The 21,208-nt window shown below is 64.6% G+C and carries 18 protein-coding genes; 2 read left to right on the forward strand and 16 right to left on the reverse strand.

Going from position 1 to position 21,208, the window contains the following annotated elements; all coding sequences use genetic code 11:
- Nucleotides 1-12: 12 nt before the first annotated feature.
- Nucleotides 13-960 carry a transaldolase gene (tal, locus tag BDD18_RS06455; protein WP_142082000.1) on the reverse strand — a complete coding sequence of 316 codons (948 nt, stop codon included), beginning with the start codon at nt 958-960 and terminating at the stop codon, nt 13-15.
- Between the two features lie 171 nt (nt 961-1,131).
- On the opposite strand from tal, the gene BDD18_RS06460 reads away from it, so the two are divergent.
- Nucleotides 1,132-1,977 (forward strand): MurR/RpiR family transcriptional regulator, encoded by an 846-nt coding sequence (locus BDD18_RS06460; protein WP_066699038.1) that lies wholly within the window; start codon nt 1,132-1,134, stop codon nt 1,975-1,977.
- A 52-nt stretch (nt 1,978-2,029) separates the two neighbouring features.
- Here BDD18_RS06460 and BDD18_RS06465 read toward each other — a convergent pair whose 3' ends face one another.
- The 11 genes from BDD18_RS06465 to BDD18_RS06515 all read right to left on the reverse strand — a co-directional run bounded on the left by BDD18_RS06465 (nt 2,030) and on the right by BDD18_RS06515 (nt 15,374).
- Nucleotides 2,030-3,013 (reverse strand): tripartite tricarboxylate transporter substrate binding protein, encoded by a 984-nt coding sequence (locus BDD18_RS06465; RefSeq protein ID WP_142082002.1) that lies wholly within the window; start codon nt 3,011-3,013, stop codon nt 2,030-2,032.
- Nucleotides 3,014-3,142: 129 nt separating this feature from the next.
- Nucleotides 3,143-4,075: an electron transfer flavoprotein subunit alpha/FixB family protein gene (locus tag BDD18_RS06470; protein ID WP_142082004.1), complete on the reverse strand. Its 933-nt coding sequence runs from the start codon at nt 4,073-4,075 to the stop codon at nt 3,143-3,145.
- A 12-nt stretch (nt 4,076-4,087) separates the two neighbouring features.
- A complete protein-coding gene (locus BDD18_RS06475; RefSeq protein WP_142082005.1) occupies nt 4,088-4,837 on the reverse strand; it encodes an electron transfer flavoprotein subunit beta/FixA family protein in 750 nt (249 codons plus the stop codon).
- 162 nt (nt 4,838-4,999) lie between these two features.
- A complete protein-coding gene (locus BDD18_RS06480) occupies nt 5,000-6,013 on the reverse strand; it encodes a Bug family tripartite tricarboxylate transporter substrate binding protein (RefSeq protein ID WP_142082007.1) in 1,014 nt (337 codons plus the stop codon).
- A gap of 343 nt (nt 6,014-6,356) precedes the next feature.
- Nucleotides 6,357-7,364, reverse strand: coding sequence for a Bug family tripartite tricarboxylate transporter substrate binding protein (locus BDD18_RS06485; RefSeq protein ID WP_044399817.1), 1,008 nt, complete (start codon nt 7,362-7,364; stop codon nt 6,357-6,359).
- A gap of 80 nt (nt 7,365-7,444) precedes the next feature.
- The gene (locus BDD18_RS06490) at nt 7,445-8,695 is read right to left on the reverse strand and encodes a CaiB/BaiF CoA transferase family protein (protein ID WP_142082009.1); all 1,251 of its coding nucleotides are present in this window, start codon (nt 8,693-8,695) and stop codon (nt 7,445-7,447) included.
- The gene (locus tag BDD18_RS06495) at nt 8,692-9,528 is read right to left on the reverse strand and encodes an oxepin-CoA hydrolase, alternative type (RefSeq protein ID WP_142082547.1); all 837 of its coding nucleotides are present in this window, start codon (nt 9,526-9,528) and stop codon (nt 8,692-8,694) included. The genes BDD18_RS06490 and BDD18_RS06495 overlap by 4 nt, the downstream gene beginning before the upstream one ends.
- 4 nt (nt 9,529-9,532) lie before the next feature.
- Nucleotides 9,533-10,666 (reverse strand): acyl-CoA dehydrogenase family protein, encoded by a 1,134-nt coding sequence (locus BDD18_RS06500; protein WP_142082011.1) that lies wholly within the window; start codon nt 10,664-10,666, stop codon nt 9,533-9,535.
- A gap of 10 nt (nt 10,667-10,676) precedes the next feature.
- A complete protein-coding gene (locus tag BDD18_RS06505) occupies nt 10,677-11,873 on the reverse strand; it encodes an acyl-CoA dehydrogenase family protein (protein WP_142082013.1) in 1,197 nt (398 codons plus the stop codon).
- A gap of 39 nt (nt 11,874-11,912) precedes the next feature.
- A complete protein-coding gene (locus BDD18_RS06510; protein WP_044399840.1) occupies nt 11,913-13,112 on the reverse strand; it encodes an acetyl-CoA C-acyltransferase in 1,200 nt (399 codons plus the stop codon).
- A 141-nt stretch (nt 13,113-13,253) separates the two neighbouring features.
- Entirely contained in the window at nt 13,254-15,374 is a 2,121-nt protein-coding gene (locus BDD18_RS06515) for a 3-hydroxyacyl-CoA dehydrogenase NAD-binding domain-containing protein (protein WP_142082015.1), read from the reverse strand.
- 144 nt (nt 15,375-15,518) lie between these two features.
- Here BDD18_RS06515 and BDD18_RS06520 point away from each other — a divergent pair, with 144 nt between their 5' ends.
- On the forward strand, nt 15,519-16,415 hold the full coding sequence (locus BDD18_RS06520) for a LysR family transcriptional regulator (RefSeq protein ID WP_142082018.1): 897 nt from the start codon (nt 15,519-15,521) through the stop codon (nt 16,413-16,415).
- Nucleotides 16,416-16,562: 147 nt separating this feature from the next.
- Here BDD18_RS06520 and BDD18_RS06525 read toward each other — a convergent pair whose 3' ends face one another.
- The 4 genes from BDD18_RS06525 to BDD18_RS06540 all read right to left on the reverse strand — a co-directional run bounded on the left by BDD18_RS06525 (nt 16,563) and on the right by BDD18_RS06540 (nt 21,168).
- Nucleotides 16,563-17,579 (reverse strand): ABC transporter ATP-binding protein, encoded by a 1,017-nt coding sequence (locus tag BDD18_RS06525; protein ID WP_066693573.1) that lies wholly within the window; start codon nt 17,577-17,579, stop codon nt 16,563-16,565.
- Nucleotides 17,576-18,556: an ABC transporter ATP-binding protein gene (locus BDD18_RS06530; protein ID WP_142082020.1), complete on the reverse strand. Its 981-nt coding sequence runs from the start codon at nt 18,554-18,556 to the stop codon at nt 17,576-17,578. Before BDD18_RS06530 ends, BDD18_RS06525 begins: the two co-directional genes overlap by 4 nt.
- Nucleotides 18,557-18,586: 30 nt before the next feature.
- Nucleotides 18,587-19,498 (reverse strand): ABC transporter permease, encoded by a 912-nt coding sequence (locus BDD18_RS06535; RefSeq protein WP_066693571.1) that lies wholly within the window; start codon nt 19,496-19,498, stop codon nt 18,587-18,589.
- 92 nt (nt 19,499-19,590) lie between these two features.
- Nucleotides 19,591-21,168 (reverse strand): ABC transporter substrate-binding protein, encoded by a 1,578-nt coding sequence (locus BDD18_RS06540; protein ID WP_142082022.1) that lies wholly within the window; start codon nt 21,166-21,168, stop codon nt 19,591-19,593.
- Nucleotides 21,169-21,208: the final 40 nt, after the last annotated feature.

The raw sequence follows: 21,208 nt of genomic DNA on the forward strand, positions 1-21,208 counted from the left end.
CAGAAACCCTGCTCAGATGGCCTGAATCAGCTTTTCGAGCTTGACCGCATCCACTGCAAAAGCGCGAATGCCTTCTGCCAGCTTTTCGGTCGCCATCGCGTCTTCGTTCAAGGCATAACGGACGCCTGGCTCGTCGTAGGTCACGAAGGGCAGATCCATCGCCTTGGCGGCATCGGCGCTCAAAGCAGGCTGCAGGGGGGCTTCGGTGGCGGCCAGCTGGGCCAGCAGCTCGGGGGCAATGGTCAGCAAATCGCAGCCTGCCAACGCCGTGATCTGGCCTACGTTGCGGAAGCTCGCGCCCATCACCTCGGTGGCAATGCCAAAGCGCTTGTAGTGGTTGTAGATCTGCGTGACGGACTGCACGCCAGGGTCGTTGGCGCCAGCACGGGCGGCCTCGTCCCAGCTCGCGCCTGCCTGCTTCTTGTACCAGTCGTAAATGCGGCCCACAAAGGGCGAGATCAGCTGCACCTTGGCCTGGCCGCAAGCCACAGCCTGGGCGAACGAGAACAGCAGCGTGAGGTTGGTGTGGATGCCCTTGCGCTCCAGCTGTGCAGCGGCCTGGATGCCTTCCCAGGTGGCGGCGATCTTGATGAGCACACGGTTGATGTGGATGCCTTCGGCCTGGTACAGCTCAATGATGCGCTCAGCGCGCGTGACGGTGGCGCTGGTGTCAAAGCTCAGGCGGGCATCCACTTCGGTAGAAACGCGACCCGGCACATGCTGGAGGATTTCGCAGCCAAAACGCACCAGCAGGCGGTCAATCACCTCGTCCATCGCCCGCCCTTGCCACTTGGCCACGGTGTCCTTGAGCAGGGGGGCGTATTCGGGCTTCTGCACCGCCTTGAGGATCAGCGACGGGTTGGTCGTCGCGTCCTGCGGACGGAACTGGGCCAGTTGCAGAAAGTCGCCAGTGTCGGCAACCACGGTGGTGAACTGTTTGAGGGCGTCGAGTTGGTTCATGGCAATGGTCTCAAAAGTGGACAGCGAACAGGGCAAGGCATCGCGAATGACCGGGGGCACAGGCGGGCCAGCGCTGATAGCAAGTGTAGACGCGCACCGTTACCGGTAGCCCCCGCTGCATGAAACCAAGTTACATTGCAGTTACCTCGTTTCGTTTTCTGTGGATCTCCCATGCTTGAACGCATCACTGCATCCTTGAGTTCCCTGGCCCCGGCAGAGCAGCGCGTGGCCAAGCTGGTGCTGACCGACCCCCGCGCCTTTGCCCGCCTGCCTGTGCGCGAGCTAGCCGAGCGCGCCCATGTGAGCAAGCCCACCGTGGTGCGCTTTTGCCGCAGCATGGGCTACGACGGGCTGGCCGACTTCAAGCTCAAGCTGGCTGGCAGCGTGAGCGAGGGCGTGCCCTTCATCCACCGCAGTGTGGACGTGGACGACAAGACGGGTGATGTGCTGGTGAAGGTGGTGGACAACGCCGTGGCGGCCTTCCTGCAATACCGCAACGCGGCCAGCACCGTGGCGCTGGAGCGTGCGGCGCAGGCCATCTCTGACACCTGGAAGAAGGGCAAGCGCATCGAGTTCTACGGCGTGGGCAACTCGGGCATCGTGGCGCAGGATGCGCAGCACAAGTTCTTCCGCCTGGGCGTCACCTCTATTTCGAGCAGCGACGGTCACATGCAGGTGATGAGCGCCACGCTGCTGGGGCCGGGCGACTGCGCCGTGATCATCTCCAACTCGGGCCGCACGCGCGACCTGATGGACGCCGCCGACATTGCCCGCAAGAACGGCGCCGTCACCATTGCCATCACCGCCAGCGGTTCACCGCTGGCCAGCACCTGCAACATCCACCTGGCCGCCGACCACCCCGAGGGGTACGACCGTTACAGCCCCATGGTGTCGCGCCTGATGCACCTGCTCATCATTGACGTGCTGGCCACCTGCGTGGCGCTGCGCATCGGCAGCTCGCTGCAACCCATCCTGCAGCAGATGAAAGAAAACCTGCGGGCCAAGCGCTACGCGTAAGCGCCCGTTCCCCAAACCGGCTCAAAGGCCAGGCCCCAGGCCCGGCACCAGATCAATCCAGCGTGACGCCCGCGTCGCGGATCACCTTGCCCCACTTGGTCGTCTCGGCTGCCAGGAAGGCGTCACAGGCCTCGGGCGTGGTGCCTTCGCCGAAGGTGCCCATGGCTTCGAGCTTCGCCTTGGTTTCTTCGCTCTGGATGATGGCGTTCACCGCGTCGGACATGCGTTTGACGATGTCGCGCGGCGTGCCTGCCGGAGCAATCATGCTGGCCCAGGTGCTGCCCACCATGCCGGGGATGCCTTGCTCGATGAAGGTGGGCACATCGGGCAGCATGGGCAGGCGTTTTTCGCTGGCCACGCCAATCAGCGTGATGCGACCTGCCTTGGCAGGCTGGATGAGGTTGGGAGGTGGATCGAGAAACAACGGCACCTGGCCGCCCAGCAGATCAGTGAGCGCCGGTGCCGCGCCACGGTAGGGAATGTGCACCATGAACGTCTGCGTGAGCGACTTGAGCAGCTCGCTCGTCAGGTGCGCGGCCGAGCCGGTGCCTGATGAAGCAAAGCTCACCTTGCCCGGGTTGGCCTTGGCGTAAGCCACCAGTTCCTTCACCGTTTTAAACGGCGCATTGGGCGCCACGGCAGCCACCAGGGGCGATACGCCCATGAGCGACACGCCCACCAGATCCTTGCGCGGGTTGTAGGGCAGCTTGGGGTACAGCGTGGTGTTGGCGGTGAAGGCCGGAATCACCACCCCAAAGGTGTGCCCGTCGGGCGCGGCCTTGGCCACGGCTTCCACACCGATGATGCTGTTGGCACCGGGCTTGTTGTCGATCACCACGGGCTGGCCCAACTGCTTTTGCAGGCCCACGGTCAGCAGGCGCGCCATCTGGTCGGTGAAGCCACCGGCGGTGTACGGCACCACGATGCGAATGGGGCGGCTGGGCCAGCCGGACTGCGCCAGTGCGGGCAGCGCGGCCGTGGCCAGCGCAGCGCCTGTGGCCTGCACGATGCGGCGGCGGGAAAGGGATGCGTTCATGGTGTTGTCTCCTGTATCGTTTTTCAAGTAAAAATAGCTGCTAACGCTTTATGGATAAGCGCTAGCAGCTATGTTTTTAGTAGCAATCAGCCTTGCACATGCGGGCCGATGGTGGAAGGCCTGGGCAAGTCAGAGGGCCTTGATCAATTCAGGCACAGCCGTGAACAAGTCCGCCTCCAGCCCATAGTCGGCCACGCTGAAGATCGGTGCCTCTGGATCCTTGTTGATCGCCACGATCACCTTGGAATCCTTCATACCGGCCAAGTGCTGGATCGCACCCGAGATACCAGCAGCGATGTACAGCTGCGGCGCCACGATCTTGCCGGTCTGGCCCACTTGCAAATCGTTGGGGGCGTAGCCCGCATCCACCGCTGCGCGGCTGGCGCCAATGGCTGCGCCCAGCTTGTCGGCCAGTGGGGTGATGACTTCGTTGAACTTCTCGGCGCTGCCCAAAGCCCGGCCACCGGAGACGATGATCTTGGCGGCGGTGAGCTCGGGCCGGTCGCTCTTGGCGATTTCGCTGCCGATGAAGCTGCTCTTGCCGTTGTCGGCTGTGGCGGCTGCGGTTTCGACGGCGGCAGAGCCACCGGTGGCGGCTGCGGCGTCAAAGCCGGTGGTGCGCACGGTGATGACTTTGACGCTATCTGCGCTTTGCACCGTAGCGATGGCGTTGCCGGCGTAGATGGGGCGCTCGAAGGTGTCTGCGCTCACAACCTTGGTGATGTCGCTGATCTGGGCGACGTCGAGCTTGGCGGCCACGCGGGGGGCGACGTTCTTGCCGCCAGCGGTGGCGGGGAAGAGGATGTGGCTGTAGTGGGATGCGATGGCCAGGACCTGTGCGGCGACGTTTTCTGCGAGGCCGTGGGCCAGGCCTGCTGCGTCGGCGTGGATGACTTTGGCGACACCGGCGATCTGGGCTGCGGCTTGTGCGGCTGCTGCGGCGTTGTGGCCGGCGACGAGCACGTGCACATCGCCGCCGCAAGCAACAGCGGCGGTGACGGTGTTCAGGGTTGCGCCTTTGATGGAGGCGTTGTCGTGTTCAGCAATAACGAGAGTTGTCATTTCTTGTTCTCCTTAGATGACTTTTGCTTCGTTCTTGAGTTTCTCGACCAAAGCAGCCACGTCGGCCACCTTCACACCCGCGCCGCGCTTGGCAGGTTCAGTCACTTTGAGGGTCTTGAGGCGGGGTGCCACGTCCACGCTGAGGTCTTCTGGCTTGACGGTGTCCAGCTGCTTTTTCTTGGCCTTCATGATGTTGGGCAAGGTGACGTAGCGGGGTTCGTTCAGGCGCAGGTCGGTGGTGATGACTGCGGGGAGAGTCAGGGCCAGGGTTTCGAGGCCGCCGTCCACTTCACGGGTCACGCTGACTTTGTCAGCAGCCAGTTCCACCTTGCTGGCGAAGGTGGCCTGGGGCAGGTCTGCCAAGGCGGCGAGCATCTGGCCGGTCTGGTTGGCGTCGTCGTCGATGGCTTGTTTGCCCAGGATGATGAGCTGGGGCTGTTCTTTGTCGACCAGGGCTTTGAGGAGCTTGGCCACGGCCAGGGGCTGCAGTTCGGCATCGGTTTCCACCAGGATGGCGCGGTCAGCGCCGATGGCCATGGCGGTGCGCAGGGTTTCCTGGCATTGGGCCACGCCGCACGAGACTGCGATGACTTCGGTCACCAGGCCTTTTTCTTTCAGGCGCACGGCCTCTTCAACGGCGATTTCGTCAAAGGGGTTCATGCTCATCTTCACGTTGGCGATGTCCACACCGCGCAAGTCCGACTTCACGCGGACCTTCACGTTGTAGTCCACCACGCGCTTGACGGGTACGAGAACTTTCATGGGAACGTCTTTCCTTGGTTTTTGTTGTGGGTGTGCGGGTGGCACATTGAGAGCGGCTGACAAAACTCAGCGAAGCGGCCCTGGCTAGGCGTTCCGCCGCAGACAGTACAAACAGTACGACAAGGCGGAACAACGACGCCAGGGGAGTTTTGGGAGCTGCTCTTACTCGTTCGAGATGCCCTTGTCGCGGATCACAGCGCCCCACTTGGCGTAGTCGCTCTTGATGCGCTGGGCCATCTGTTCAGGCGACTGGAAGGCGGCGATGGCACCGGCGGTGAGCAGCTTGTCCTGGATTTCCTTGTCGGCCAGGATCTGCTTGACCTCGCCCGCGATGCGGTCCACCACGGCCTTGGGCGTGCCGGGTGGCGCCATCAGGCCGCCCCACGACACGGCTTCGTAGCCCTTGAAGCCCTGCTCGGCAATGGTCTTCACATCGGGCAGCATGGCCACGCGCTGGGGCGAACCCACGGCAATGGCGCGCAGCTTGCCTGCCTGAATGTGGGGCAGCGCAGCCACCAGGTCGGCATACATCAGCGGCACCTGGCCACCGATGGTGTCGGTGATGGCGGGCACGCCGCCCTTGTAGGGCACGTGCTGCATTTCAAAGCCACCCATCTGCTTGAGCAGTTCCATGCTCAGGTGGCCAAAGCTGCCTGCGCCCGAGCTGGTGTAGTTGAGCTGGCCAGGCCGCGCCTTGGCGTGGGTGATGAGCTTTTGCACATCGGTCACCGAAGGCATCTGCGCGGGGTTGACGACCACCACGATGGGCAGGTCGTACACCGTGGCCACGGGCGTGAAATCCTTCGTCGTGTCGTAGCCTGCCTTTTTGTACAGGTGCGGCGCCAGCAGCGTGGGCGTGGCGAGCATCATCAGCGTGTAGCCATCGGCCGGGCTCTTGGCCACCTGGGCCGCCGCGATGGAACCCGAAGCCCCTGCGCGGTTTTCCACCACCACCGGCTGGCCCAGCCGCTCGGACAGGCGCTGACCGACGATGCGCGAGGCCGTGTCGGTGGGGCCACCCGCCGGGAACGGCACCACCAGCTTGATCATCTTGTTGGGCCAGGCCTGGGCATGCGCCGGGGCCGTGCCCAGCAGACCGATGGCCGAGACTGCTGCAGTTGCGGCGAGCACCGCGCGGCGCGAAAAGGTGGCGGGGAAAAGGGATGGTTTGTTCATGGCGAAAACGTCTTGTCTTTCAGTGGTCTTTAGCGCTGCGTAGGCCCACGCCGTCCGAAACTGGCGCGGCCGAAGCGGGAGCAGCCGCGCAAGGGCCGCCCCGCCGCGCTGGCTGCGTCCCCTGCCCGCAACGCGCAGCGTTGCGAGAGCGGGGGAAGCCGCGCAGCGGCTCAGGGGGTTAAGGCAACGCTGAACAAGTCCTCCCGAGCGGCGCATCCCTGGCTCAGGACGGTCTGCGGCGTTGCAAATACTCGCCATAGCAATGGCTATGGCTGCGTTTTGCGCCTTGCAGCCCATCCCGATCCAGGGCCCGCCGCATCGCGAGGACTTATTCAACGTCGCCTCAATCAAGCTTTGCGCCAGAGACCTTCACCACCCGCTCCCACACAGGCGCATCTTTCTTGAACTGGGCGTTGAACTGCTCGGGGCTGCTACCCACCGGGATGAAGCCCATCTGCTGGATGCGCTCGCGCACTTCGGGCATGGCGATCACGGCCTGCAGCTCGGTGCCCAGGCGGGCCACCACTTCAGGAGGCGTCTTGGCAGGGGCGCTCATGCCAAGCCAGCCGGTCACCTGGAACACCTCATCCTTGATGCCCTGTTCGGACATGGTGGCAATCTTGGGCAGCGCGTCCATGCGCTGCGTGCCGGTTACAGCCAAGGTCTTGAGTCGGCCTGACTCGATATAGGGCCGAGCCGACTGCAGGCTGGCAAACGCCATCTGGAGCTGACCGCCCACCAGGTCTTGCAGCATGGGCGCCTCGCCCTTGTAGGGCACATGGTTCATGTCGGCCTTGAGCTTGTCCGACAGCCACGCGCCCGCCAGATGGGCATACGAGCCCGCGCCCCACGAGCCGTAGGCGACCTTGCCCTTGTTGCGGTCGATGTACGCCATCAGCTCCTGCGCGTTGGACACCGGCAGTTGCGGGGGCACCAGCAGCACCACCGGCGCCAGGGCAATCTGCGTGATGAGGGCCTGGTCTTTTTGCGGCTGGTAGGGAAGGCGCTCGTACAGGAACTGGTTGATGAGCATGGTGGTGCCCAAAGACACCAGCAGCGTGTAGCCATCGGCTGGCGACTTGAGGGCGTGGTCGGTGCCGCTCACGCCGCCAGCGCCACCCCGGTTGTCCACCAACACGGGCTGGCCCAGGCGGGCCGAGAGCTTTTCGCCCAGGGTGCGGGCCGTGATGTCGGTCGCGCCGCCCGCCTGGTAGGGCACCACCAGCCGGATGGGTTTGCTGGGCCAGGCGTCTTTGCCCGCCTGGGCCAGGGCAGAACCCAGCAGGCCCGTGCTGCCCAAAGCGGCCAGGCCTTGCAATACGCTACGGCGGTGGATGTTCGATGTACGCATGTTTTGTCTCCTTGGGTTGTAGTGAAAACCGGCTGCAGCGCCCTATTTAAAAGCGCTAGCAGCTATTACTTATATAGCAATCAAAGCGGTGGCAGGGTCAGTACACCCTTGTCGCGCAGGGCTTGCAGTTCGGCCTCGGGCAGTTGCAGCAGCTGCTGCAGCACATCGCGCGTGGCCGCGCCCAGCGTGGGTGGCGCGTTGCGAATGGGCAGGCGTTGACCATCGAGGCGGTACGGCGGCGCAAACACATGCGTCGTGCCGGCCACGGGGTGCGGCATCTCTTGGAGCAGGCCGCCACGGCGCGTGCGTTCGCTGGTCAGCGCTTCATGCAAACCAGCCACCTTGCCGCAGGGAATGCCGGCGGCCGACAGGCGCTCCAGCAGCACATCGCGCGGGAAGCCGGCAATCAACTCCTTGAGCATGGGGCCCAGCACCAGGCGGTTCTTGGCGCGCTCCACATTGGTGGCAAAGCGGGGGTCTTCGACGATGTCGGGGCGCTCGATGACCTGGCGGCAGAACTTGTCGAACTGCGCGTTGTTGCCCACGCCGATGATGAGCGGGCCATCGGCCGCGTCGTACATGCCGTAGGGCACGATGGACGGGTGCGCGTTGCCATAGCGCTGCGGGTCGTGGCCCAGCAGCAGGGCATCGAGCCCGTAATAGCCGGTGATCATCAGGCCGCAGTCGTACAGCGCCATCTCGATGTGGCGGCCCTTGCCCGTGCGTTCGCGGCGGAACAGCGCGGCCAGCACGGCCTGCGCGGCGTACATGCCGGTCATCATGTCCACAGCGGCCACGCCAAACTTCAGCGGCGGCTGGCTGGCTTCCCCGTTGATGGCCATGAGCCCCGCCTCGGCCTGGATCACCAGGTCGTAGCCGGGCCGCCTGGCTTCGGGGCCAGAGCTGTCGTAGCCCGATACCGAGCAATAAATCAGATCAGGCTTGATGGCCTTGAGCTGCTCGTAGCCCAGGCCCAGTTTTTCGGCGCCACCGGTCTTGAAGTTCTGGATCACCACGTCGCACTGCGGCAGCAGGCTGTGGATGATCTTCACGCCTTCGGGGGTTTGCAAATCCACCGTGATGGACCGCTTGTTGCGGTTCATGCTGTTGTAGTAGGTGGTCTCGGTCTTGCCGATGCGCATGCCCCAGTCGCGGGTGTCGTCGCCCCGGCCGGGGTGTTCCACCTTGATCACGTCGGCACCAAAGTCGGCCAGCACCTGGCCGCACAGTGGGCCGGCGAACACGCGCGAAAGATCGAGCACACGCACGCCTTCGAGCGGGAAGTCCATGCCCTCGGGCAGCGATGGATTGGGAGATGTTTGCTGGGTCATGGCTGAGTCTCTTCATTGCCAGTGCGCGGTGCATTGACCTGGCGCAGGCGTACAAAATCGGCCGGGCGCTTTTCCAGAAAAGCGCCAATGCCTTCGCGGGATTCTTCGGTGGCTTGCGACTGCACCATGAGCTGTGCTTCCAGCTCCAGTTGGTCGTCCAGCGGCTGCGCATAAGCACTGCGGCACAGCGCCTTGATGCGGCCCATGGCTATATCGGGCCCGGTGCCCACTTGCGCAGCCAGCGCCAGCGCCTGGGCCAGGGCCCCGCCCGGTTCGGCCAGGCGGTTGACAGGGCCCAGCGCGTGCAGGCGCTCGCCAGAGATGCGTTCGCCCGTCAGGCACAGCTCGGTCAGCACCTGGCGCGAAACGAACTCGGCCAGGAAGGCGGTAGCACCGCCGTCGGGCGTGAGGCCCACCTTCACATACGCGACCGAGAACACGGCATTGCGCGCAGCCACCAGCATGTCGCAGGCCAGCGCCAGCGACAGGCCCGCACCGGCGGCAGCGCCCTCCACTGCGGCAATCACCGGCTTGCGGCAATCGCGCACGGTACGGATCAGGTCGTGCAGGCCTTCGAGCTTGGCGCGGCGCTCTTCAATGGGCAGTTCGCGGCGCCTGGCCAATTGGCGCAAGTCACCGCCCGCGCAGAAGTGCCCGCCCTCGCCCGTGAGCACGATGGCACCCACGGTGGGGTCGGCCTCGGCCTGCGCCAATGCCTCGGTCAGCGCCGCGTAGAGCGCGGGCGACAGCGCATTGCGCGCGGCCGGGTTGTTGTTGGAGAGCACCAACACCGCGCCCTCGCGGCGTTGCAGCAGAGGCAGTGGCTGCTCCATGGCCTCAGCCCTGGCCCAGCGCGATGAAGCGCGCCAGGTGGTGGTCTTCATCACCAAACTGGTGGTCCACCATGACGAGGCGCTTGGCGTAGTGCGACAGCGGCAACTCCCACGTCATGCCGATGCCGCCGTGCAGCTGAATGCTTTCTTCTGCCACCAGAGCGCCGATGCGGCCCATGGTGACCTTGGCGGCCGACAGTGCGCGCTCGCGCTCGGCGCGGTCGGTGCTGTCCATGGCGGCCGCGGCATTGATGACGGCGGAGCGGGCCTGCTCCACTTCGAGCAGCAAGTCGGCCATGCGGTGCTGCAGGGCCTGGAAGCTGCCAATCGGCACACCAAACTGCTTGCGCGTTTGCAGGTATTCCAGCGTGTGCTTCTTGGCCACATCCATGGCGCCCAGCGCCTCGGCACACACGGCCAGAATGCCCCAGCCCACGGCGCGCTCCAGCGTGGCAAAGCCCTGCCCTTCCGCGCCCAGCAGCGCACCCGCGCCGACTTGCACGTTCTGCAGCGTGACTTCGGCTACGCGGCCACCGTCGATGCGGCCCATGCCACGGCGTGTGAGGCGTGCAGCATCGGCGGGCACCAGGAACAGCGAGATGCCGTCTTCATCGTCCACCGCGCCCGAGGTGCGGGCGCTTACCAGCAGCATCTGCGCCTGGTCACCATGCACCACCACCGCCTTGTGGCCGGTGAGCAGCCAGCCGTCGCCATTGCGCACAGCGCGGGTCGTCACGCGGTTCAGGGCGTAGTGCGCACCAGGCTCTTCGTGCGCCAGGGTCACCACGGTGCTGCCGTCGATGATGCTGGCAATGTGTTCCTTTTGCGCTGCGCTACCGGCCAGGCCCAGTGCCCGGCCCACCACCAGTGCGCCCAGGAAAGGCTCCACCACCAGGCCACTGCCCAGGGCTTCAAACACCACGGCCACATCAAAGCCCGCGCCGCCAAAGCCGCCATCGGCCTCCGGGAACAGCGCGCCAATCGCGCCCAGTTCGGCAAAGCGGGACCACAGGGCGGGGTCCATACCCTTGTCGCCGTAGGCAATGTGGTTGCGGGTTTCGATGCCGTACTGCTCGGCCACGAAGCGGTTCAGGGTGTCCGCCAGCATGCGGCGGTCTTCGGTATGTTCAAAGTTCATCGCGGCAACCTCACAGGCCCAAGATCATTTTTGAAATGATGTTCTTCTGGATTTCATTGGAGCCGCCGAAGATCGACAGCTTGCGGTAGTTGAAGTAGTTGGCCGCCGCTGTCGCTGCCTCTTTCGGGCCCACGGGTTCTTCGGCATAGCCTTCGTACTGGGCTTCTTCAATGAAGGGCAGCGCGTACGGGCCCACGGCGCGGCGCATCAGCGACAAAATTTCCTGGCGAATCTCGGTGCCGCGTATCTTGAGCATGGAGCTTTCCGCACCGGGCACGCCGCCACCGGCCACGGCGGCAATCACGCGCAGGTTGGTGGTCTTCATGTTCTCCAGATCAATCTCGACCTGGGCCATGCGGGCGGCAAACAGCGGGTCCTGGTCCAGCGGCTTGCCGTTCTTCATGACCTTGGCGGCAATGACCTTGAGCTTTGCCAGCGCGGCAATGCAAAAGCCCACGCCGGCAATGCCCGTGCGTTCGTAGGTCAGCAGGTACTTGGCGTACGTCCAGCCCTTGTTTTCCTCGCCCACCAGGTTTTCCACCGGCACCTTCACGTCGGTGAAAAACACTTCGTTGACTTCCTTGTCACCATCGAGCGTGCGGATGGGGCGCAGCTCTACGCCGGGCGACTTCATGTCCACCAGCAGGAAGCTGATGCCCGACTGGGCCTTGGCTTCGCGGTCCGTGCGCACCAGGCAGAAGATCATGTTGGCGTGCTGGCCCTGGGTGGTCCAGGTCTTCTGGCCGTTGACGATGTAGTGGGCGCCCTGGCGCACGGCTGTGGTTTTCACCGAAGCCAGGTCCGAGCCCGCGCCGGGTTCGGAGTAGCCCTGGCACCACCAGTCCTCACCGCTCAGGATGCGCGGTAGCCAGTATTTTTTCTGCGCCTCGTTGCCAAACTTGATGAGCACCGGGCCCAGCATGTTCACGCCAAAGGGCACGATGCGCGGGCCACCGGCCAGGGCGCACTCGGTGTCGAAGATGAACTTCTCGACCGCGCCCCAGCCGGGGCCGCCGTATTCCTCGGGCCAGTGGTTGGCCAGCCAGCCGCGTTCGTTCAGGATGGCGTGCCACTCGTCCTGGTCCGCCTTGGTCAGGCGCTGGCCAGCCTTGACCTTGTTGGCGATGCGCGCGGGCAGCTTGTCTTTGAGGAAAGCCTGCACCTCGGCGCGGAAGGCTTCTTCTTCAGGGGTGAAATTCAGGTCCATGTCGGTCGTCGGTTTCAGGAATGGATTGCGTTGGATGGATCAGAAAATCTCGAACAGGCCAGCCGCGCCTTGGCCGCCGCCGATGCACATGGTCACCACGGCCCACTTCACGGAGGGGTCCTTGGCCTTGCGGCGCTGGCCTTCGAGCAGGATGTGACCGGCCAGGCGCGCGCCCGTCATGCCAAAGGGGTGGCCGATGGAGATGGCACCGCCGTTGACGTTGAGCCGCTCCATCGGAATGCCGAGCTGGCGTTGGCAATACAGAGCCTGCGAGGCAAAGGCCTCGTTCAGCTCCCACAGGGCAATGTCTTCGACCTTGAGGCCCGCGCGCTCCAGCAGGCGGGGCACGGCGAACACGGGGCCAATGCCCATCTCGTCAGGTTCGCAGCCCGCCACGGCAAAGCCACGGAAAGCGCCCAGGGCCTGCAGGCCACGGCGCTCGGCCTCTTTCGCTTCCATCATCACGCAGGCGGCCGAGCCGTCTGACAACTGCGAGGCATTGCCCGCCGTGACGAACTTGCCCGCGCCCTTCACGGGCTCCAGCTTGGCCAGGCCCTCCAGCGTGGTGCTGGGGCGGTTGCAGTTGTCCATGGTGGCCACCACCTCGCGGTAGGTCACCTCGCCCGTTTCCTTGTTCTTCTCGGCCATGGTGGTTTTGCAGGGCACGATTTCGTTGTCGAACACGCCGCTGGCCTGCGCGGCCGCCGTGCGCTGCTGGCTTTGCAGCGAGAAAGCGTCCTGGTCTTCACGCGTGATGCCGTAGCGCTGCGCCACCACGTCGGCGGTGTCGATCATTTCCATGAACAGCGCGGGCTTGTGTTCCACCAGCCAGGGGTCCAGGTGCGATGCACCGCTGCGGCCGGCGGGGTTCATCAGCGAAATGCTTTCCACACCACCGGCCACCATGGCTGGCACGCCTTCGAGCACGATGCGCCCGGCGGCCACGGCAATGGCCTGCAGGCCAGAGGAGCAGAAACGGTTGATGACGGTGCCACCCACGGTGACGGGCAGGCCTGCGCGCAGCGCCGTCTGGCGGCCAATGTTGCGGCCGGTGGTGCCCTCAGGGTAGCCGCAGCCCCAGATCAAGTCTTCGATCAGGCCGGGGTCAATGCCTGCGCGCTGCACGGCAGCCTGCACCGAGAAGGCACCCAGCTGGGCGCCAGGGGTTTGGTTGAATTCGCCGCGGTGCGACTTGGCCAGCGGGGTACGGGCGGTGGAAACGATGACGGCTTCGCGCATGGCGGGCTCCTGGGTGTGTGAGAGTGCTTTGTTTTTGATAGCTGCTAGCGCTTGATTCACGGGGCTTTCAACATGAAAACCCTTTGAAATCATTGAAATACAAGCGCTGGCAGCTCCTGTTTTTGATGACCGCTGGGGCGATCAAGCCGCCTTGTTCAGGCTGTCGAAATTGCGGCCTTCGGCCACCAGTTGTTCCAGCAGCGGCGCGGGCTTCCAGAACAGCGGGTCTTCCTTGGCAAAGGCCTGGATGTCGGCCCGCACCTTGTTCAGACCCGTCATGTCGGCCCACTTCATGGGGCCCCCACGGTGGCGCGGGAAGCCATAGCCCGCGACGAAGGTCACGTCCACATCCAGCGGGCGCAGGGCAATGCCTTCGGCCACCACCTTGGCGCCTTCGTTGACCATGGCGGCCATGTAGCGGCGCATGATCTCGTCGGCGCTGAAGCTGCGCGGCGTGATGCCTTTCTTGGCGCGCTCGGCATCCACAATGGCCAGCACTTCAGGGTCGGGCTGGCCTACGCGGGCGCCTTCGGGGTAGAGGTAAAAACCGCGCCCGGTCTTCTGGCCAAACCAGCCGCGCTCGCAGATGCGGTCGGCAATCTCCACGTACCGGGCCTTGGGGTCGCGCGTGGCGGCGCGGCGCTTGCGCGTGGCCCAGCCAATGTCTCCACCGGCCAGGTCCGTCACCTGGAACGGGCCCATGGCAAAGCCAAAGCCGCGCACGGCCGCGTCGATTTCGTAAGGGCTGGCGCCGTCTTCCATGAGGTAGTCAGCCGCCTGCTTGTACACGGCCAGGATGCGGTTGCCGATGAAACCGTCGCACACACCGGCGCGCACGGGCACCTTCTTGAGCTTCTTGGCCAGCTCGAACGCCGTGGCCACCACGTCGGCCGCCACCTTGGCGGGCACCACGATCTCCAGCAGCTTCATGATGTTGGCGGGGCTGAAGAAGTGCAGGCCGATCACGTCCTGCGGGCGGCTGGTGGCTGCGGCAATCGCGTCGATATCGAGGTAAGACGTGTTGGTGGCCAGCACGGCACCGGGCTTGCACACGCGGTCCAGCTCGCGGAACACGGCCTTCTTCACCTCCAGGTCTTCAAACACGGCTTCGATCACCAGGTCCACCTGGGCGATGTCGGCGTAGTCGGTGCTGCCGGTGTAGCGCGCCATCACGGCGGCCTTGGCGGCTTCAGTCATGCGGCCCTTGGCCACCAGGCCGTTGTAGACCTTTTCCACGTTGGCGCGGCCACGGGCGATGGACTCGGCATCGCGCTCGATCATGGTCACGGGCAAACCGGCATCCAGCGCGGCCACGGCAATGCCCGCACCCATGGTGCCGCCACCGATCACGGCAACACTGGCCACGGGGCGTGGCTGCGCGGCCTGGGCTTCAGGCACCTTGGCCACTTCACGCTCGGCAAAGAAGGCGTGGATGAGGCCAGCGCGCTGGGGGCTGTCCAGGCATTCGATGAACAGCGCACGCTCACGGGCCAGGCCTTCGTCGAACGGCAGTTGCACAGCGGCTTGCACGCATTCGATGATCTTGAGGGGCGAGAACAGGCCGCGGGCCTTCTTCGCGGTCTCGGCCTTTTGCTCTTCCAGCCAGGCCAGCGCAGCCTGAGGTTCGGCAATCGCCAGATCCCGGGTGCGGCGCACGGGGGCCTTGGCGGTGAGCAGTTCGCGCACATAGGCCAGGCCTGCGGCCTGCGCGTCGGCGCCTTCAACCAATTTGTCCACCAGACCAGCCTGCAGCGCAGCCTGGGCCTTGAGGTGCTGACCGCTTAGCATGAGGCTGGTAGCAGCCTGCACGCCCATCAGGCGCGGTGCGCGCTGCGTGCCGCCCGAGCCGGGCAGCAGGCCCAGGTTCACTTCGGGCAAGCCCACCGTGGCGGCGGGCAATGCCAGGCGGTAGTGGGCCGACAGGGCCACTTCCAGCCCACCGCCCAGGGCGGCGCCGTGCAGCACGGCCACGACGGGCTTGTCCGAGCCTTCGATGGCGCGGCAGACCTCCGGCAGCGCCGGGGGCACGGGCGGCTTGCCAAATTCGCGAATGTCGGCCCCGGCAATGAAGGCCTTGCCTGCGCCCACCAGCAGCACGGCGGCCACGGCCGCATCGGCCTGCGCCTGTTGCAGGGCGGCCAGCAGGCCCTGGCGCACGGCAGCGCCGAGGGCGTTGACCGGTGGGTTGTCGATGGTGACCACCAGCACGTCACCATGCAAGGCGGTGGTAACAACGGAAGAGGCGGAAGCGGCAGCGCCCATGCGGGGAGTCTCCTGGTCAGTGGCTGTTGATGACCGGGTGATTGTTGATGCGCGAAACTATCTTGACAATTACATAGTCCATTGACAGACTGTCAAAACGCTTTTGACAAAAGCGGCGCATGGCCTCATCACACCACCTTTGTTATGGAACTCACCTCCCTCACCGTGCTGGTGGACATCCTGGACGCAGGCAACCTGAGCCAGGCGGCCCGCAACCTGAAGATGACCCGGGCCAACGTGAGCTACCACCTGCACCAGCTGGAAAAGTCGGTCGGCGTGCAACTGGTGCGCCGCACCACGCGCCGGGTAGAGCCCACCGAAGTGGGCCTGCGCCTGTACGCGCATGGCCGAGCCATTCAGAACGAAATGCTGGCTGCGCGCGAAACGATTGCGACGCTGGGCCAGGGCCTGCAGGGCCGGGTGGGCCTGAGCGTGCCCAGCGGTTACGGGCAGATGGTGATGTCTGACTGGCTGATCGACTTCAAGCGCCTGTACCCCGGCATCGTGCTGGATGTGCGCTTTGAAAACCGGGTGGACGATCTGATCCGCGACGAAGTGGACATTGCCATCCGCGTGATGCCCGAGCCCCCGCCCACGCTGGTGGCGCGCGACCTGGGCAGCGTGCGCTACATTGCCTGCGCATCCCGCGCCTATGCAGAAGCGCAGGGCCTGCCGCAAACCTTCGAGGCGCTGCGGGCCGCGCCGGTGATCACCTCGGGCGTGGTGGGCAAGCAGCTGCGCCTGCGGGGCTACCAAGGCGAGCTGCGCCAGGAGGTGCTGCTGGAGCCAACCATCATCTCCGAGCACTTTCCGTTTCTGCGCCAGGGCATTCTGGCCGGGCTGGGCGTGGGCCTGGTGCCCGACTATGTGGTGCAAGACGCCGTGACCAGCGACGAGGTGCTGACTACGCTGAACGAATGGCGCCTGAGCATTTTCGGCACGCAGATGTTCATGCTCTACATGCCCGACAGGCACCAGACGCGCGCGGTGCGCACCTGCATCGACTACCTGCTGGGGCGAGCCCTGCCCACGCAGGCGTGATTGAGATCCACATACAAAAATAGCCTCTAGCGCTTGATAGATAAGCGCCAGAAGCTATGTTTTTGATAGCAAACCTCTACCCACAAACATGGGCAGAGGTAGCTATTGAGATCAGAAAGCGTACCGGGTGTGCGTTTTCACGCCCCCTCAGATGCGCCCTTCTTCCACCGCATGGCACGCAATGCGGATGCCGCCCAGCGTGAGCAGCTGGGGCCGCTCGGTGCGGCAGCGCTCGTTCACATGTGGGCAGCGTGGGTTGAAGGCGCAGCCCGGTGGCGGGTTGAGCGGGTTGGGCACCTCGCCCTGCACGGGGGTGCGGGCCTTGCCGGTGTCGTGCATCTTGGGGATGGCATCGAGCAGCATGCGCGTGTAGGGGTGGCGCGGCGTGTCAAACAGCGTGTGCTTGTCGGCCAACTCCACCAGGCGGCCCAGGTACATCACGCCCACCTGGTCACTCACATGGCGCACCACGGCCAGGTTGTGGCTGATGAACAGGTAGGTAAGCTGCCGCTCGCGCTGCAGGTCCTTCATGATGTTGAGCACCTGCGCCTGCACCGACACGTCGAGCGCGCTGGTGGGCTCGTCGCACACCAGGAACTCGGGCTCGGTGGCCAGGGCGCGCGCAATCGAGATGCGCTGGCGCTGGCCGCCCGAGAACTGGTGCGGGTACTTCACCATGTCGAGCGGCGACAGGCCCACCGACTGCAGCAGCTCGCCCACGCGTTGCTTAAGCTGGGCCTTGTCGGTGATGAGGCCATGCTCCTTGAGCGGCTCGCCAATGATGTCTTCGACCAGCCAGCGCGGGTTCAGGCTGGCGTAGGGGTCTTGGAAGATCATCTGGATGCGGCGGCGCATGGCCTTGGCGTTGCTGCCCTTGAAGGCAGCGTGGGCGTCTTGCCCATCAAAAGTGAGGCCACCGCGCGTGGGGTCATACAGGCCCACCAGCAGGCGCGCCACGGTGCTCTTGCCACAGCCGGATTCGCCCACCAGGGCCAGCGTCTTGCCCTTCTCGATTTCAAAGCTCACACCGTCCACAGCGTGCAGCAGCGTGCGGGGTTTTCCTTCCAGCACGCGGTTGAGCCAGGGGGCGGACACGTCAAAAGTCTTGGCCAGGTCGTGCGCCTGCACCAGGGGCTTGTGTGTGGAATTCACTGCGCTGCTCATGCGGCCACCTTGGTGTTGTCAGCAGCGTGCAGCCAGCAGGCGGCGCGGGTGTTTCCGGCACTCATCAGGTCGGGGCGGTCGGTCATGCAGCGGTCAAATTTCTGTGGGCAGCGCGGGTTGTAGGCGCAGCCCTGGGGAATGGCGTTCAGGCGCGGCATGGCGCCATCGATCTGGTTCAGGCGCTCACGGTCTTGCTCCATGTCGGGGATGGAGGCCATGAGGCCGGCGGTGTAGGGGTGCGAAGGCTGGTTGATCACATCGTGCACCGGGCCAATCTCGGCCACACGGCCGGCGTACAGCACGGCCACGCGGTCGCAGGTCTCGGCAATCACGCCCATGTCGTGGGTGATGAGCATGACAGCCGCACCGCGCGATTTGCAGATGTTTTTCAGCAGCGTGATGATCTGCGCCTGGATGGACACATCCAGCGCCGTGGTGGGCTCGTCGGCCACGATCAGCTTGGGCTCGGCCGCCAGGGCCAGGGCAATCACCACGCGCTGGCGCATGCCGCCCGAGAACTGGTGCGGGTAGTGGTCAATGCGCTCTTCGGCCGCCGGAATGCCGGTGTCCTTGAGCAGCTGGATGGCGCGCTGGCGGGCTTCGGCCGCGTTCACGGGCAGGTGGGCCAGGATGGTTTCCGTCAACTGGCGGCCCACTGTGTACAGCGGGTTCAGCGAGGTCAGCGGGTCCTGAAAAATCGCACCGATGCGGCGGCCACGGATGTGGCGCATTTCTTCGTCGCCCAGGTTGTCGATGCGCTGGCCTTCGAGCAGGATCTGGCCCGAGGCCAAACGGCCTGGAGGTTCGAGCAGGCCGATGATGGCCGCGCCGGTGAGCGACTTGCCCGCGCCCGATTCACCCACCACGCCCAGGATCTCGCCGGGTGCGATGGAGAAAGAGATGTCGTCCAGAGCGCGCAGGGTGCCGCGACGGCCTGGAAATTCGACGACGAGGTTTTTGACTTCTAGAAGGCTCATGGGAGTATCGATTTTTGTTCTTGTGATGGCTTAGCGAAGGCGCGGGTTCAGGGCATCACGCAGCCAGTCGCCCAGCAGGTTCACAGAAAGCGCAATCAGCACCAGCATGACGCCGGGGAACACGGTAATCCACCATTCGCCCGAGAACAGGTAGTCGTTACCAATGCGGATCAGGGTGCCCAGCGAGGGCGATGTGGGAGGCGCGCCCACCCCCAGGAAGGACAGCGTGGCCTCGGTGATGATGGCCGTGGCCACCTGGATGGTGGCCAGCACCATGACGGGGCCCAGCACATTGGGCAGCACATGCTTGCGCATGATGCGCAGCGGCGAGACGCCGGTGACGCGGGCTGCCTGCACATATTCCTTGTTGCGCTCCACCAGCGTGGAGCCGCGCACGGTGCGTGCGTACTGCACCCAGCCGGTGAGCGAAATCGAGATGATGAGCACGCCAAACGCCAGCGACTCGTGCGCGTTGGGGAACAAGGCGCGGCCCACGCCAGCGATCAACAGGGCCACCAGGATGGCTGGGAACGACAGCATCACATCGCACAGTCGCATCAGCACGGCATCGATCCAGCCGCCCCGAAAGCCAGCCAGCAAGCCCAGGCCCACGCCCACAACCACCGACAGCAGCACCGACGCCAAGCCCACCACCAGCGAGATGCGGGCGCCGTAGATCAGTGCAGAAAGAATGTCACGGCCCTGGTCGTCCGTGCCCAGCAGATATTTGGTGGTGCCATGCTCGCTCCAGGCGGGTGGCAGGCGCGCATCACTCAGTTCGAGCGTAGCCAGGTCAAAGGGGTTGTGCGGTGCCACCCAGCCGGCAAAGACCGAGCAGAACACGCACACCAGTGCAATCAAGGCCGCCACCATCGCCATGGGCGAGGTGCGGAAGCTGTAGCCAACGTCGCTGTCGAGCCAGCGGGCAAGTGTTTTTTTCATCGTAAGAACCAGAGGCATCCGCCAGCGCACCAGGCTTGTGGCCTTCGTGCGCTGCGGTCAACAGAAAAAGCGAAACAGGAAACAGCGTGGAATCAGGGCAGGCTGATCCACTTGAAGTACATGAAGTTGTCGGCCAGCTGCACGAGCTTGACCTTCTTGTTCACGCCCCAGGCCAGTGCTTGCTGGTGCAGTGGAATGTGGCCCACATCGGCGGCATGCAGGTCAAACGCTTCCTTGATGTAGGCGTTGCGCTTGTCCTTGTCCGTCTCGGCCTGGACCTTGAGGGTCAGCTCGTCCACCTTGGGGTTGCAATATGCCCCTAGGTTGAACTGGCCTGCGCCCTTGTCGTCCACGCAGCGCATGATGGCATTCATGACGTTGTGCGCGTCGTAGGTCGCGGGGGTCCAGCCCAGCATGTAGAAGCTGGTGTCGCGGCGCAGCACCTTGGGGAAGTACGTGCCCTTGGTTTCGGCCTGCAAGTTGATCTTGACATTGATGCGCGAGAGGTTGGCCGCCACCGTCTGGCAGATGCGCCCGTCGTTCACATAACGGTCGTTGGGGCAGTTCATCGACACTTCAAAGCCGTTGGGGTAGCCGGCCTCAGCCATCAGCTTTTTGGCTGCTTCCACGTCGTAGGGCAGTCGCTTCATCTCAGGCTGGAAGCCGTTGATGCCAGGGCCCACCAGTTGCGCGGAGGGGTTGGAAGCACCGCGCATCACAGTCTTCTTGATGCCTTCAATGTCGATGGCCTGGTAGAAGGCCTGGCGCACGCGCTTGTCCTTGAAGGGGTTCTTGCCCTTGACGTTGGAATACAGCAGCTCGTCGCGCTTTTGGTCCATGCCCAGGAAGATGGTGCGCAGCTCGGGGCCGGTGATGGCGCGGGTGTTGGCGCTGCTGTTGACGCGGTCAATGTCCTGCACGGGCACGGGTTCCATCACGTCCACTTCACCCGAGAGCAAGGCGGCCACGCGGGTGGCATCGTTGCCGATGGGGGTGAACACCACCTCGGTCACATTGCCTTCGATCTTGCCCCAGTAAGAGCCGTTGCGCGTGAACACCGTGCGCACGTTGGGCTGGCGCTCGCGCACCCGGAAGGGCCCGGTGCCATTGGCCTTGAACGATGCCGTGTTCTCCACCCCCTTGCGGCGGTCCACAGGCACGGTGGCCTGGTTGGTCTCGCACCACTTCTTGCTCATGATGTACACGAGCGAGAGCACGTCGGGCAGGATGGGGAAAGGCGTCTTGGTTTCAATCTCGACGGTATGGCTGTCGATCTTGCGCACTTCCTTGAAGTCGTTGGTGTAGCTCTTCATGTCCGAGCCTTCGACCTGGGTGCGGGCCAGGCTGAACACCACATCATCGGCGGTGAAGGGAGTGCCGTCGTGGAATTGCACGCCCTTGCGCAGCTCAAAGCGCCACACTGTGGGCGATGTCTGCTTCCAGCTGGTGGCCAGCATGGGAGTAAGGCTCAGGTCCTTGTTGCGGCCCACCAGGGGTTCGTAGACGTTGCCCGTCACGCTCAACTGCAGGCTCTCGTTGAGCGAGTGCGGGTCCATCGACAAGGCGTCGCCCTGGTTGGCGATGCGCACGGTCTGCGCGCTGGCTACAACGCCAGCTGCAGACAGGGCAACAAACAATGCTGTCGCGGCCATTTTCCGTTGGATCTTCATACGGTTCTCCTGGGAGGGGTTGGGAATTGCGGGTGTGCCC

Source organism: Acidovorax temperans (genome assembly GCF_006716905.1).
In the GTDB taxonomy this organism is placed as follows: domain Bacteria; phylum Pseudomonadota; class Gammaproteobacteria; order Burkholderiales; family Burkholderiaceae_C; genus Acidovorax; species Acidovorax temperans.